At 43.0% G+C, this 14,365-nt stretch carries 17 protein-coding genes, 1 tRNA gene and 1 riboswitch; of the genes, 9 read left to right on the forward strand and 9 right to left on the reverse strand.

Features of this window, described 5'->3' with window-relative positions; genetic code table 11:
- Window positions 1–30 precede the first annotated feature (30 nt).
- Complete coding sequence (locus FM019_RS18745) at window positions 31–1,797, forward strand: PAS domain S-box protein (RefSeq protein WP_143837550.1); 1,767 nt, start codon at window positions 31–33, stop codon at window positions 1,795–1,797.
- Between the two features lie 58 nt (window positions 1,798–1,855).
- Here the strand turns inward: FM019_RS18745 and argS are convergent, their stop codons facing one another.
- Together argS and prfC are read right to left on the reverse strand one after the other, a co-directional pair.
- Window positions 1,856–3,592 carry an arginine--tRNA ligase gene (gene argS, locus FM019_RS18750; RefSeq protein WP_143837551.1) on the reverse strand — a complete coding sequence of 579 codons (1,737 nt, stop codon included), beginning with the start codon at window positions 3,590–3,592 and terminating at the stop codon, window positions 1,856–1,858.
- Between the two features lie 37 nt (window positions 3,593–3,629).
- Window positions 3,630–5,207 carry a peptide chain release factor 3 gene (gene prfC, locus FM019_RS18755; protein WP_143837553.1) on the reverse strand — a complete coding sequence of 526 codons (1,578 nt, stop codon included), beginning with the start codon at window positions 5,205–5,207 and terminating at the stop codon, window positions 3,630–3,632.
- Between the two features lie 242 nt (window positions 5,208–5,449).
- Here prfC and FM019_RS18760 point away from each other — a divergent pair, with 242 nt between their 5' ends.
- The 7 genes from FM019_RS18760 to FM019_RS18770 all read left to right on the forward strand — a co-directional run bounded on the left by FM019_RS18760 (window position 5,450) and on the right by FM019_RS18770 (window position 7,788).
- Window positions 5,450–5,713, forward strand: coding sequence for a helix-turn-helix transcriptional regulator (locus tag FM019_RS18760; RefSeq protein ID WP_143837555.1), 264 nt, complete (start codon window positions 5,450–5,452; stop codon window positions 5,711–5,713).
- A gap of 4 nt (window positions 5,714–5,717) precedes the next feature.
- Complete coding sequence (locus tag FM019_RS18765; RefSeq protein WP_143837557.1) at window positions 5,718–6,437, forward strand: hypothetical protein; 720 nt, start codon at window positions 5,718–5,720, stop codon at window positions 6,435–6,437.
- Window positions 6,438–6,536: 99 nt separating this feature from the next.
- The gene (locus FM019_RS20860; protein ID WP_185969344.1) at window positions 6,537–6,695 is read left to right on the forward strand and encodes a hypothetical protein; all 159 of its coding nucleotides are present in this window, start codon (window positions 6,537–6,539) and stop codon (window positions 6,693–6,695) included.
- Between the two features lie 33 nt (window positions 6,696–6,728).
- On the forward strand, window positions 6,729–6,887 hold the full coding sequence (locus FM019_RS20865; RefSeq protein ID WP_185969345.1) for a hypothetical protein: 159 nt from the start codon (window positions 6,729–6,731) through the stop codon (window positions 6,885–6,887).
- A gap of 33 nt (window positions 6,888–6,920) precedes the next feature.
- Window positions 6,921–7,079 carry a hypothetical protein gene (locus FM019_RS20870; protein WP_185969346.1) on the forward strand — a complete coding sequence of 53 codons (159 nt, stop codon included), beginning with the start codon at window positions 6,921–6,923 and terminating at the stop codon, window positions 7,077–7,079.
- Window positions 7,080–7,112: 33 nt separating this feature from the next.
- A complete protein-coding gene (locus FM019_RS20875) occupies window positions 7,113–7,271 on the forward strand; it encodes a hypothetical protein (RefSeq protein ID WP_185969347.1) in 159 nt (52 codons plus the stop codon).
- A 262-nt stretch (window positions 7,272–7,533) separates the two neighbouring features.
- On the forward strand, window positions 7,534–7,788 hold the full coding sequence (locus tag FM019_RS18770; RefSeq protein WP_143837558.1) for a helix-turn-helix transcriptional regulator: 255 nt from the start codon (window positions 7,534–7,536) through the stop codon (window positions 7,786–7,788).
- 7 nt (window positions 7,789–7,795) lie between these two features.
- On the opposite strand, the gene rimI is transcribed toward FM019_RS18770, so the two are convergent.
- The 7 genes from rimI to FM019_RS18805 form a co-directional block, all read right to left on the reverse strand.
- Window positions 7,796–8,248, reverse strand: coding sequence for a ribosomal protein S18-alanine N-acetyltransferase (gene rimI, locus FM019_RS18775; RefSeq protein WP_143837559.1), 453 nt, complete (start codon window positions 8,246–8,248; stop codon window positions 7,796–7,798).
- A 9-nt stretch (window positions 8,249–8,257) separates the two neighbouring features.
- A complete protein-coding gene (locus tag FM019_RS18780; protein WP_143837561.1) occupies window positions 8,258–8,755 on the reverse strand; it encodes a hypothetical protein in 498 nt (165 codons plus the stop codon).
- 22 nt (window positions 8,756–8,777) lie between these two features.
- Window positions 8,778–8,854 (reverse strand) — tRNA-Trp (locus tag FM019_RS18785).
- A gap of 90 nt (window positions 8,855–8,944) precedes the next feature.
- A complete protein-coding gene (locus FM019_RS18790; protein ID WP_185969348.1) occupies window positions 8,945–9,742 on the reverse strand; it encodes a phosphotransferase in 798 nt (265 codons plus the stop codon).
- A gap of 80 nt (window positions 9,743–9,822) precedes the next feature.
- Window positions 9,823–10,446 (reverse strand): nicotinamide riboside transporter PnuC, encoded by a 624-nt coding sequence (gene pnuC, locus FM019_RS18795; protein WP_143837565.1) that lies wholly within the window; start codon window positions 10,444–10,446, stop codon window positions 9,823–9,825.
- Between the two features lie 64 nt (window positions 10,447–10,510).
- Complete coding sequence (locus tag FM019_RS18800) at window positions 10,511–10,759, reverse strand: YkoF family thiamine/hydroxymethylpyrimidine-binding protein (protein ID WP_143837566.1); 249 nt, start codon at window positions 10,757–10,759, stop codon at window positions 10,511–10,513.
- Window positions 10,760–10,771: 12 nt separating this feature from the next.
- Window positions 10,772–12,835 (reverse strand): TonB-dependent receptor, encoded by a 2,064-nt coding sequence (locus FM019_RS18805; protein ID WP_143837568.1) that lies wholly within the window; start codon window positions 12,833–12,835, stop codon window positions 10,772–10,774.
- Between the two features lie 63 nt (window positions 12,836–12,898).
- Window positions 12,899–12,995, reverse strand: a riboswitch (TPP riboswitch).
- 178 nt (window positions 12,996–13,173) lie between these two features.
- On the opposite strand from FM019_RS18805, the gene FM019_RS18810 reads away from it, so the two are divergent.
- Window positions 13,174–14,322 (forward strand): iron-containing alcohol dehydrogenase, encoded by a 1,149-nt coding sequence (locus tag FM019_RS18810; RefSeq protein ID WP_143837570.1) that lies wholly within the window; start codon window positions 13,174–13,176, stop codon window positions 14,320–14,322.
- The last annotated feature ends 43 nt before the right edge of the window (window positions 14,323–14,365 follow it).

A 14,365-nucleotide genomic window follows, 5' to 3' on the forward strand; every position in this document is an offset into this window, starting at 1 on the left:
CACTAAGTCCGGGACAAAAGAGGTTGTTTTATGATATCCAAGTTATTCGGAAGATTGTCATCTGGAGAGACCCAAAACCAAACACAGGTTTTAGAGCAGGCCATTGATGCAGTTGTCAGCATTGATCACAATAATAACGTCACGTTTTTTAATCGCGCCGCAGAGCAGCTTTGGGGATACAAGCGTGCTGAAGTATTAGGCAAAAACGTCAAAATGCTAGTGCCTATGGCTATCCAGTCAAATCATGATGGATATGTCAACGCAAATAGAAATACAGGAAATGACAAGATTGTCGGGACGTCTCGTGACGTGCAATTGGAGCGAAAAGATGGCAAAAAGGTATGGTGTAACCTCTCACTATCAAAGGTGCATACCGGAGATAAAATCCATTACACCGCTTTTGTAAAAGACATTACCGAGCAGAAACAAGCGAAGGAGCGCATCGACCAAACTTTAGAGCAATGCATTGATGCTGTTGTGACCATAGATGAAAACAATGAAGTCATCTTCTTTAACCAAGCAGCTGAAAAACTCTGGGGCGTATCTCGAGACAAAGTGCTGGGCAACAACGTTAAAATGCTCGTTCCCTTAGCCATCCAACCTCAACACGACAGCCTGGTTAACGCCAATCGCACCACCGGCGTAGATAAAATAGTGGGCACCAGTCGTGACGTGCAAATTGAAACATTAGATGGCCGCTCGATTTGGGGAAACTTGTCCTTATCGAAGGTGGAATCTGCAGGTGAAATTCTCTATACCGCTTTTGTTAAAGACATTACCGAACAAAAGCTTCAACAAGAAGCGTTTTCAACCTTGTCTTTGGTAGCCAACGAAACCGATAATTCGGTGATCATCACCGATGCCAATGGGCTAATTGAATATGTAAACCCAGGTTTTACTAAATTAACTGACTACACCATAGAAGACGTTCGCGGTAAAAAACCCGGCCAAGTGCTGCAAGGCAAGCATACCAGCGCGGAAACCCGACAAAGGATCCGAGAAAACCTTGCGAATAAACAAGCGTTTTATGACGAGATTTTAAACTATGACAGGCATGGCAATGCCTACTGGATCAGCCTGGCGATTAATCCTGTTTTGGATTCTAAGGGCAACTTAAGTAAATTTATCTCAATCCAAGCCAATATTGATGAAACGAAAAAGCGCGCGCTGGAAAACGATATCCGTCTTAATGCCATTAATCAAAGCAATATCGTCATGGAATTTAATAATGATGGTGCATTAAGCCATGCTAATGAATTAGCATTAAAAACATTTAGACAAAATGACATGCAATCTATGCATGCACAACTGGACAACATCAAACATTATCTGGCGAAAGGCGATGTAGATTCCATTATGCAAGGTAACTCTGTTCAAAAGGAATTAGTGATAAAATTAAAACAGTCTGATATTTCAGCGCATTTGGCGGTTGCACTTTCCCCCGTAATCGATTCTGAAGGTAAGCTTAATAAAATTTTATTGTATGGTTCTGATGTATCAGAGCGAAACTCGGTGATTGCAGACACGCATACTGCAATGTCGCAGGTGCTCGATCGAATTAGCGGAATTATTCAAACTATAAACAGTATTTCTAATCAAACCAATCTGTTAGCCCTAAACGCTGCCATTGAGTCAGCTCGTGCAGGAGAGGCAGGAAGAGGCTTTGCAGTGGTTGCCGATGAAGTAAGGAATCTGGCACAAAGTACCACTGAGTCAGCCCATGAAATCAGTTCACTCATTGGAGAAACCAAAGGTCACGTAGACAAACTTAGTGAATACATGAGCAATGCTGAGTAAATTAAAGCGGAATATAGGGATTATTGACGCAAAACCCTATGTTCCACTTAAATCACTCTTACATCTTTTCCATTGTATCAATACCAAGCAATTCTAAGCCGGTTTTTAGTGTGCTCGCGGTGAGCGCAGCCAAGCGTAAACGGCTTTGCTTGTCAAATTCACTCACTCCCTCTTTTAAAATTGGGCAGGCTTCATAGAACGACATGAAGTGACTGGCCAATTCGTACAAGTAAGTACACAATACATGAGGTGTCGCTTCAGAGGTCACTTGATTAATTGACTCAATCATCTGCAGCAATTTTATTGCCAAGGTGCGTTCTTGCGGCGCAACCAAGCTAATACTGCCAGATAGCGACTGGGCCGTTACGCCTGCGTTGCGAAGAATACTTTGTACCCGTGTGTAGGCATATTGCAGATAGGGTGCCGTGTTACCTTCAAAGCTCAACATGGTGTCCCAATTGAATATGTAATCTGTGGTGCGGTTTTTACTTAAATCAGCATACTTAACTGCGCTTATTCCCACTTTCTGGGCAATTTCCTGACGCTCTTGTTCACTTAAATCAGACTCACGTTTAGCCATTAAAGTCTGAGCGCGTTCAACCGCTTCATCAAGCAAGTCTGCCAGTTTTACCGTACCGCCGCTGCGTGTTTTGAAGGGCTTGCCATCTTGGCCTAACATCATCCCAAATGGGCAATGTTCGTAAGTCTGTTGCTCGTTGATGAAACCCGCTTTGCGGGCAACAATTTCGGTTTGCTTGAAGTGCAACGCTTGGCGAGCGTCGGTGAATATTAACGTGCGATCAGCACCAAGTTTACCGCAGCGGTATCGAATGGCTGCCTGATCGGTACTCGAATACAAAAATCCACCACCGGATTTTTGCACAATATACACCGCCGGATTGCCCTCTTTGTCGGCTAACTCTTCGATAAATACAACTTGGGCACCTTGATCTTCGACTGCAATGTTTTTTGCTTTAAGTTCATCAAGGGTATTTTGCAGATCGGCGTTGTAAGCACTTTCCCCCATGATGTCGTCGCGCGTCAGGCTGACATTCAGTTTTTCGTAGACCTCCTCGCTGTGAGTAATCGACACATCGATAAATTGCTGCCACAAAGTCAGGCACTTTCCATCGCCACTTTGCAGTTTCACCACATACTCGCGGGCACGATCAGCAAAACCTTCTTCGTTATCAAAACGCACTTTAGCTTCGCGATAGAAATCTTCCAGATCTGCCAGAGCCGTTTCAGCGACTTCATCTGCCGCCAACTTGTCGTTCAAATGGGCAAGTAACATTCCAAATTGTGTCCCCCAATCGCCCATATGGTTTTGACGAATGACGTTGTGCCCCATGAATTCAAGGGTTTTTGCTACAGCATCACCAATAATCGTGCTACGTAGATGGCCCACGTGCATTTCTTTTGCAAGGTTGGGAGATGAATAATCGACAACAATGGTTTTTGCTGTTTCCTGCTCGATACCAAGTCGAGGATCCTGCTGCGCGCTTTCCAGCTGTTTGGCCATGAATGCAGCGTTCAAATGCACGTTAATAAACCCAGGACCTGCAATCTCTAACTTATCTGCAATCCCCTGTAAATCAACCGCTGCAACAATCTTCTCGGCAATATCTCGAGGTTTTTGCTTAAGCATTTTGGCCAAGGCCATTGCACCGTTAAATTGATATTCGCCAAACTCTGGGCGGGTGCTTTTGGCTAAAGGCGCTGGTGCGTCTTCGGGTGCGCCGATGGCAACTAACGCGGCTTTAAAACGTGCTAATAAAACGGTATGTAAATTCATAGTGTCTAATTCTGGTAATCTTTTTAAATATCGTGGATTAATGTTCGCGTGTCGTTAAAAACTCAATGTCCGGGAAACGTTCCTGCGACAAACTTAGATTCACCATAGTGGGTGCAATATAGGTTAAGTTGTCACCGCCGTCTAACGCGATGTTCGTCTCTGCCTTGCGTCTGAATTCATCGAGTTTTTTCTGATCATCACAGCGCACCCATCTGGCAGTGCTAACGTTCACATGCTCGTAGATGGCATCAACATTATATTCGGCCTTAAGACGGGCAACGACAACATCAAACTGCAAGACACCCACGGCGCCGACAATCAAATCATTGTTGATTAGCGGGCGGAACACCTGTACAGCGCCTTCTTCAGACAATTGAATCAAGCCTTTTTGCAATTGCTTTTGTTTCAACGGATCTTTTAGTCGTATGCGTTTGAATAACTCAGGCGCAAAGTTAGGGATACCCGCAAAGCGAAACTTCTCACCCCAGGTAAAGGTATCGCCGATCTGAATTGAACCGTGATTATGCAGGCCAATAATGTCGCCAGCGTAAGCTTCCTCTAGCAAAGCACGATCGCCGGCTAAAAACGTCAAGGCGTCAGAAATCCTGACGTCTTTGCCGATACGGGTTTGATGCATTTTCATGCCTTTTTCGTATTTACCTGACACGATGCGACAAAACGCAATTCGGTCACGGTGTTTCGGATCCATGTTAGCCTGGATCTTAAATACAAATCCGGAGAATTTAGCTTGAGCTGCGTCAACGTTTCCTTGGTCAGTTTCTCTGCCCTGCGGTTTTGGTGCCCACTCCACCAGCCCGTCCAGCATATGATCAACACCAAAGTTGCCCAACGCCGTGCCGAAATAGACAGGCGTTAGCTCGCCATCTAGGAACTCTTGCAAATTAAATTCATGTGACGCGCCCTTCACCAACTCCAACATTTCTCTCAATTCTTCGGCATAGGAACCTATGGCATCGTCTAGCTCGGAATTGTCTATTCCCTTGATGATCCGCTGTTCCTGAATGGTGTGGCCCATACCCGTTTGATATAAAATCGTTTCGTCACGCAATAAGTGATACACACCTTTGAATTCTTTGCCCATGCCAATTGGCCAGGTGATGGGCGCGCATTTGATTTTCAATACGTCTTCAACTTCATCAAGCAAGTCAATAGGGTCGCGGGTGTCACGATCCAATTTATTCATGAAGGTCACGATCGGTGTATCGCGCAAGCGTGTCACTTCCATTAATTTGATAGTACGAGCTTCAACCCCTTTTGCTGCGTCTATGACCATCAAACAGGAATCTACTGCCGTTAAAGTACGGTAAGTATCTTCGGAGAAATCCTCGTGCCCTGGTGTATCCAGCAGGTTTACTAGATGATCTTGATAGGGAAATTGCATTACCGAAGTGGTCACCGAGATACCACGTTCTTTTTCCATTTCCATCCAGTCAGATTTTGCGTGCTGACCGGACTTTTTGCCTTTAACCGTGCCGGCTTTTTGTAAAGCATTACCGAACAATAATACCTTTTCAGTAATGGTCGTTTTACCCGCATCAGGGTGAGAAATAATGGCGAACGTTCGACGTTTATCGACTTCTTGCTGGTATGACATGGTTGCTCTAATTTGAATAATTAACTGACAAAGATTTTCGGGCGCGAATTGTATATGAGATGAGCACAAAAGTCCCGTTGCTTGTGCGTAAAACTCACTGGTAATTAAAATTGACTATCTAGTCCAAAATATAATAAAAAAAACCAAATATTTACATTTACTGTTAGGGACAATTAGCTTATATTCTGAACTGGTAAGTTTTTTACCGTTATATTTCTCCGCATCACACTGGAAACGAGTCAATGTCACGAAGAAAGCGATTTAGCGGTGCGCAACTGCGTTCTTTGCGAAAAGAAGCAGGGTACACTCAGGAAGAGCTTGGTCTGCGAGTAGGGATCAGCAGGGAGACGGTGTCTGCTATTGAGAATGACAAACCGGAAACCATGAACAGTATAGGGGTTGAGGTCATCAGTAAATGGTGGTCAATATGCCGACAGCGAGCGTCTGAACAAACTCGTGAGTCTTTTTTCTCGACTGTGATGGACTACTTCGGCTTCTCAGCATAGCAGAATGCTCCTTTCTCACTACTTACCCAAGATACTAACAGCCCTCTTTGGAGGGCTTTTTATCTTTGCGGGTATTTATACCTTTGGTGAGCCTCTTTTATTCGATCGACTTTTTATTTGTATTCTTATCTTTACTGCAGTGATATGCCGAAAAAACATTAATGTTTTGGGTGTGGTAGTAATTTTGGTCGCTCAACGCCTTGTAGAAGAAACAGCATGGTCGATCAGCGAGTTAGAATACAAAGACATAATTAAGGCAGCGTTTTACTTCTTCGCTATCGCTATTTACTGGAAAGTAAAATATGACAACGCATCCAGAATTCTGCTGATTGCCCTCTTTGCAGCTATTGCGTCCGAGTTTTATTGGATATATACCAAGCAAAACGCACCAGAGATATACTGGTATGCAGCTCATGCTGGGTTTTTCCTGTTCGCCAGGCATCTTTTTTTTATGAGAGTTGCGTACATGGAAGACCTTTTCCCCAATCGCAAGATCGATTCGATTAATTTAGATTGGCAAATTTATAAACTGAGTGTCGTATTTGCTGCACTCCAACTCTTCATGGTTTTAGAATACGTGGCAAGAAGCGTATTTGGTCAAACACATATAGAGTTTGTTTGGGTAACATACCCCTATATTAGCCAATTATGTTATACCTATCTGGTGTGGGTGATATTTTTCGAAAGTTACAAACTGCTCCTGCCAAAACTTCTCCGAGCATAAACACTGCAAATTTGTTCAAAAAAAAAGCATACTAACACTATGATGTGGATTGAAATCCACATTCTCGATTATTAAACGTTACAAAAAATAGGATCTCATATGAAAACTAATAGAGCGACTAAAGCAATAATCGTGTCGTTATTTCTATCAACAGCGGTAGTTGCAACAACAGCGCAAGCCGGCTCTAAACAAAAACCTAAGGTAGCAGAAGTGCAGATTGCGTGGTATCAACCAGTTCTAGACTTTTTTAACTTTTAATCAAAATTGGCTAAGCACCAAAAAGGAAAAATTATGAAAACTAAAACTGTCACCAGAGCAATAATCGTGTCGTTATTTCTATCAACAGCGGTAGTTGCAACAACAGCGCAAGCTGGCTCTAAACAAAAACCTAAGGTAGCAGAATTACAGATTGCGTGGTATCAACCTGTTCTAGACTTTTTTAACTTTTAATCAAAATTAGCTAAGCACCAAAGAGGAAAAATTATGAAAACCAAAACTGTCACCAAAGCAATAATCTTGTCGCTATTTCTATCAACAGCGGTAGTTGCAACAGCAGCACAAGCCGGCTCTAAACAAAAACCTAAGGTAGCAGAAGTGCAGATTGCGTGGTATCAACCAGTTCTAGACTTTTTTAACTTTTAATCAAAATTGGCTAAGCACCAAAGAGGAAAAATTATGAAAACCAAAACTGTCACCAAAGCAATAATCGTGTCGCTATTTCTATCAACAGCGGCAGTTGCAACAACAGCGCAAGCTGGCTCTAAACAAAAACCTAAGGTAGCAGAAGTACAGATTGCGTGGTACCAACCAGTTTTAGATTTTTTTAATTTCTAAAATAAGTGTTTGTAGAAAGGTGCTTTTCTTCAAAGCACCTTCCCTAAACTCGTCTCGTAAAAATAGACACCCGACTATTAAGAAATTTATTTACCCTGAAAAAACAATACGTTAGCGTTTCCGAGAGATTTTTTACTCTTTGTGGAACTCAATCCACATCCACTTGCTTACACTATGGGTGAAAATTAAACAGGCAGGTGGGTAAAAACGCCGTTATTCCATTGGCCTGTTGCAGTAATAAAAATAAATGGAGTAGGAACCTATGTATATTACAGGTAGCGATTTAAGAAAAATGCGCTTAGAGGCAGGTCTCACAACTGTGCAAATGGCTAAACTAGCTGAGGTAAAAACCAGAAAGACTTACGAAAACTGGGAAAAAAATATTGGTAGCCCGAGCATGAATCAATTTATTGCCATGTGCACAGGATGTCAGTTTAATTCTTCGGCTATAGTGCAAATGGCAATGGAGCGCTCAGACATAAGCCAGCAAATGAACTTAGAGAACGCGGCAGTTTAAATCGCCTTCACGTTTTCAATTGCATAATCAGGCCGTTTTCACGGCCTGATTCAGTTGGATAGTAACCTTTTCTAATTTCAATTAATTGAAATCCATAGTTTTCATACAAACGAATTGCAACAAAATTCGATTCTCGCACTTCCAACCACACCTCATTACAATGATTGACTTTGCACTGTGCCAAAAAGTGCTGCATTAATAACTTCGCATAGCCTTTACCGCGCTGACTATCCTTTACACCAATGTCCATCAATGTGGCTTCGCCTGCTACCGCCAACCCGACGTAATATCCCACAACATCTTTGTATGAGTCGTTAGCGTGCATCTGAAAAGAAAAATACGGCGAGGATAAACAGTCGGCAAATACCGCCTCAGACCATGGATGTGAGTGGCAGGTTGTTTGGATTTGAAACGCCTCGGAATAACTGTGTTCCGATAGTTGTATGAAGGCAAATGTCATAGCTTCGAATTATCGCTGTACAGCGAGTACGTCCCATAACTGTTTTTTGACTTTGGGGTCCGTTAACTGGTCTGGCGAAAGCGTTTGCAACACGTTGTCAGTAAAATCGATGGTATTGGAGATCTGCCAGACAAATGAATAGTTTTTAAAATCATCCAAGGCTTGATCCGACTTTACAAAGACAATTGTTTTGTCATCTGCTAGGTATTGAAGTAAATCTCTAATTATTCGTCGTTGTGCATGTGTTTCTTTAAAAAGCACCAATACACCGCCTTTAGCGTCGAATTTCGGAGTAGATATATGTTGTTTAAGCTTTTCCAAGCCTTTTTGTTTTTGCGCTTGTGATGGCTGTGATTCACCTGTTGCCATCTTTGTTGCAGAAGGTGTCACTGGGCGCAGCTCCTTAGCTTCTTCCTTGTCACCTTTTACTTGCCACGGGGTTATTCCCATGTGGGTTAACATGGCTTTTTGATATCGACTTAAATTAAAGCTGCTTTTGTCTGTCATAAGTTAAGGTTAACAGAAAGAGTGGCAGGGGTGGAGGGATTCGAACCCCCAACCGTCGGTTTTGGAGACCGCCGTTCTACCAATTGGAACTACACCCCTGTGGAAGAAGCCAGCATTATACTGATGACTGCAAAAAGGTAAAGTGCTTTGCAACGTGAATTTGTCGCCTAAATGACGCGCAAACGAGGTTTAGACAATGTCCTTTCCAACCGTTGATGCAGCCAGATACCACAGATCATTGGTGAGGGTGACTATCGGAAACTGCTTTTGACATTGTTCGAAAACGTAGCTTTCTTCTAAGCCACTAATATGCGCATATTGCTGTTGCAAGTACAAGGTCTGGTGAGCGTCCAGTTTGTTAATTAAGGCACAGGATGCGATATCAAAAAAACGATTCCCCAACGCTGCATATTCCCAGTCAAACACCAATGACGGCTTACCAACTGCCACATGCTCCATTGCAAGATCATTGTGGCACAACACTTGGTCTACTTTGTGAGTATCTATCCAGTCGGGCTTACAACGTGCAATCCGGTCGAGCCAGTCCTTATCATCACCCAATCCTGCGATATCGAGATAAAGTAACCAGTCTTTTGGTAAGTCAATGGATACTGCCATCGTTGGCAATTGATGAACTTCATTTAAAGTTTGCGCCAATGCTTTGATTTTTTCATCGTATTCAATTTGCGCGGTTTTCAGTGAGGTATGCGCTGTCCAGGTTTCAACTTGGAAATCGTGTCCTTTAGACAAATAGAGAGGTCGCGCCGCCTTGTGGAAATCGGCAAGCTGTTGTTGATGCAGAAATAACGCTTGACGGTCCGTTGGAGCAATATGATTAAGTTCAAAGGTTTTTAAAAAATACCGATGTTCTTGAGCAACCAGCTGATAACTTCGATTGACGGTTCCACCTTGAATTGGTTGCAAAGATATGTGTTTTCCAAACTGCTGGGAAGCGATTAGCTCGTCAATGATTTTTTGCTGTTTCACACGCCCTCCCCTATGCAAGAACCCGCGCATAGATGTAAAAGATTAGCTTACAACAGCCCAAAAATCCAAGTGATAAGCACTTAAACTAACTGTTGTTCTGGCGCTCCTTGCGTTTTGTAATCTCGCTTCCAATGACAATATCCATAAAACGCAAATATAAAGTAGCCAATAAACAACACCCCGGTAAGAAATAGTCCGTTGGTGAAGTACAGATAACAGGCAAACCCGTTTATTACGATCCAGAACAACCAGTTTTCCAACACTTTATTGGCCATCAAAAACGTCGCATAAACACTAAACACCGTAACCATTGCATCCAAATATAAGTCGGTTCCAGCCCAAGAAAATGTCACTAAATGACTTAAGGTGAAGCCACTGATGAGTAAAACAGGAACCGCAACAATGTGATAAATCAAAGGTAATGTAGAAACCGCTAACGTTTTACCCGAATCATCTTTACTCCAGCGCACCCAGCCATACACTGCCATCACCAGGTAATAAACATTCAAAACACTGTTAAATGGCAGGTTAGACTCCCAAAACACATAAGCGTATAAAGAGGTACTTAATAATGCTGCAGGCCAACACAAGATATTTTGTCTGGCGGCCAACCAAGGGTACAACATTGAAAAAAGCACAGCGGCGATTTCAAGGAGCGATTGCTGCTGCCATTGAGCTAAAAGAGAACTGAAAATTTCGTCCATTAAATCACTTGGTCCTGTATTGTACAGTGAATTTTATCGATGCCGTTAAACGGCCGACCAACGTTCATTCCATCAAGTCGCCATTTAGAAACTTACAAACAAAAATCGCTTGCCCAACCTGTGCATAAGTGGCTTGCATTTCTTTGTTTAAAATTTGCATAAGCTCATTCATTTCACCGCTCACGACCGTGCTTGTAGAACCTGTCTGGGCGGTGATCCTATCGTACGTATTTATGCGCTCGATAAAGTCTTTTATTGGTCCAATATAAGCTTCTTTTAATGGATAAAGCGAGATCTCTACTACCAAGCGCATAAAAGATTCCTTTTAATAAGTTAGCGACGCTGTCAGACCAAACTGGCGGCCATCCCCTAATTGCAGGTAGGGCTCAGGGAATGCATATTCGTCGCGGGGATCGTTGCTGAACCCTCCAAAGCCACGCACATAATGCTCCCTGTCAAATAAGTTTTTGCTCCACACCGAGAACGTCCATTCCTGCCATTCTAGACGCATTTGTGCATTCACTAACAGAGTGAACGGCGAGGTCACATTGTGACCGTCTGAAAAACGATATTGATCTTTACCATCAGCCTCGATTCTTATACTCAAACGGTCATTTAAATAGCCCGTCGCAGCCAAATGGAAGCTATGTTTTGGCGCCTGCGCTTGCTGTTGTTCGTCGACAACAGTTCCGTCTGCCAAGGTGTAATCTTCAAAGCTTGCTCTAAGATAGCCGTAGTTGGCACTGATAAGTAGGCTCTCACTGGGCTGCCAATCAACTTCAACTTCAAGCCCTTTGTTAGTGCCAACATCCGCATTACCAATAATATCGATAAAATCTGGCGAGCCATCTTCACGAAGCTGTACATCAAAATCACTTACCTGAGTATCTTGTCTGTCCATGTAAAACGCAGCGAATCGAACAAAAAGGGTATTATTTAGTCCGGTGCCTTTAACTCCAACCTCGTAGTTCCAGTTATATTCCGGCTTAAACAAACGATTTTCATTTGTTACCCGCTCGTCAGGATTGAACCCGCCGGCTTTGTAACCTCTTGATATGCTGGTATAAACTGCAGAATTTCCAATACTATACTTGAGTACAGCTTTTCCACCAACAAGGGTATCTTCAGTGCTTTGCGTAAAACCTGAGTTATCACTGTAGTCGATATCGAACTGATCAGCTCTTATTCCTAAACTAAGACTCAGTGTGTCACTAAGTTGGGTATCTGTTTGCGCATAAACGCCAACATTTGAGGGTTGGTAAACGCTGCTGAAAATACCATCAGCAAAGGTGTATTCTCTACGCAAAGTCTCTTCAATATCCCTGGCGAAAAAACCTGCCAACCATTGAGTTGAATTGTTAAACAGCAAAGCCTGATCATTAGAAAGTAAACGCATATCAATGCTGCTTAAATCTCGATCACGGAAATAATAGTCTGTAGAGCTGTATTCAAAGGGATGAAAGCCAACAAAAGTCCAATCTTCATCGTAACCGTAGACCAAGTCTGATGTTGCGTGATTGACAGAAATACTTAAATCAGCGTGATCTAAAGCAAAGTTTCCTTTAACTCCAATAGCATGGGTTTCTTGGGTATCGACACCGGGTTCATCTGATTGGGTAATCCCGTCATTGTCTAGCGAAAACGCATCGTAGCCATTATCGATATCAAAATACTGATAATTGAAGTCGATAGTTGCACGGTCAGACACAACATACTTTAGCTTTAGCCGAGCCGTCAATTCGTCAAGATTATCGGTATCTTCTCGATCTAAAAATTGATTTTTAACAAAACCATCGCTTTTAAATTGGTTTATTGCGACGCGGTAAAACAGGTTATCGGTAATTTTGTCGCCGTAAGCAGCCCCTAGATTCCAGGTATCTTGCTGGGCAATGGTCGCGACAAATTTACTAGTTTGCTCAGCGTTTGCTTCAGTTGTTTTGATTTTAATCGTGCCAGCCATGCCTGCAGCACCAAATTCGGTTGCCTGTGGGCCTCGTAATATCTCTACTTGCTCAACGTCAAATAAGGTCGCTACACCTGCAATGCCGGAAAAATCAAAATCATCAACTAGTAAACCCACTGAAGGGTTAATAGGTTCAGCAAATTGACTGCGTTCACCTATGCCACGAATTTGTATAAAACGACCTCTGGAAGCGCCTGAGGCAAAATTAATGTTTGCGCCGAGTGCTAGTATGTCTTCTAAGTAGAACGCTTGTCTCTGCTCGATTGTGTCCGCAGCAATCACACTGACACTAGCCGTGACATTTTGAATGTCATTGGCTCGAAAATCAGAGGAAACTGTAATCTTTTCGATATCGGCTGAATCATCAGCAACAACCTGCGATGATAAGATCAGAGCAGTGCATAAAGTTAAATATTTTATTGTCATTAGGATCTCTTCTTAAACAAAATGAAAAGACCCGGTGTTACGGCAGGTAAGTGGAAAGCAATACGTTGTCTTTCATACCATTCCTACGCCGGTATTATCCGGATCAGGTCTAGGGTTCCCAAATTAATGGATCTCAGCAAGAGCACCCCTTGGTCGCGTTAATGGTCAGTTGCCATTAACGGCGAAATGATATCAAGCATTAGCGTCAACTGCTATGCTTTGTTTTACTGTAATCATAGCCTCGCAAATAATTTGTGCTGTAAGCTCGGTGACAGCACTATTGAATTTTCATCGGATCATGTCCATATCAAAGATAAAGCGAAACCAAGAGACGATTAATGAACAATTTTATTTATCACAACCCAACAAAAGTAGCATTTGGCAAAGGCAGCATTGCCAAGCTTTCCGTTTTGTTACCAGACGCAAAAATCATGCTGGTTTATGGTGGAGGTAGTATCAAAAATAACGGCATTTACCAACAGATCCTGGAACAATTGGAAGGTCGAAATTGGTGCGAATTTTCAGGTATCGAGCCTAACCCGGAATATTCGACTTTGATGAAGGCCGTTGAATTGGCCAAACAAGAAGAAGTAGAATTTATTCTGGCTGTAGGCGGCGGTTCAGTGATCGATGGTTCAAAGTTTATCGCCGCTGCCGCACACTATGACGGCGAACCTTGGGAAATTCTGGCAAGTGGTGGCAAGGTGCATAGCGCCATTCCGTTAGGGTGTGTTCTCACACTTCCTGCAACGGGAACTGAGACCAATACTGCCTCGGTAGTTAATCGAACCGACATTGGCAAGAAATTGTCGTTTTTATCCGATCATGTTCGCCCAAAATTCGCTGTGTTAGATCCTGAAGCAACCTACTCCTTACCAGAGCGCCAATTGGCGAACGGTGTAGTGGATGCCTTTGTACACGTTATGGAGCAATATCTCACCTACCCTATTGGCGCCAGTGTTCAGGACAGATTTGCCGAGGCGATTCTGTCAAACCTATTGGAAATAGGTCCTCAGGTTTTAGCGTCTCAAGACTATCAGGTAAGAGCAAACTTAATGTGGAATGCGACTCAGGCGCTAAGCGGGCTTATAGGCGCTGGGGTGCCACAGGATTGGAGCACACACATGATTGGCCATGAATTGACTGCGCTACATAATTTGGATCATGCTGTCACACTGGCTATTGTGCTTCCCCGAGTAATGCACTATCAAAAAGAACATAAGCGCGAAAAATTGCTGCAGTACGCTGAACGAGTATGGGGTTTGAGCCGCTATGATGAAGAGGGTGCTATCGATTTAGCCATAGAGAAAACCGAACAATTTTTCCGTGACATGGGGATTAAAACCAAGCTTTCCGAGTATGATATTTCATCGGAGGTCGCCAATGAAGTCGCGCGCAAGTTAGAAGAAAATGGATTTACTCGGTTGGGAGAGCACCAGAATATTAGCCCAGACGATGCGCGTAAAATCGTCGCAGCGTGCATGTAACAAAGAATCTAAAAAGGGGTCGGAGTGAATTGACACACTCCTT

The sequence above is a fragment of the Aliiglaciecola sp. M165 genome (assembly GCF_007197995.1).
Classification (GTDB): Bacteria; Pseudomonadota; Gammaproteobacteria; order Enterobacterales; family Alteromonadaceae; genus Aliiglaciecola.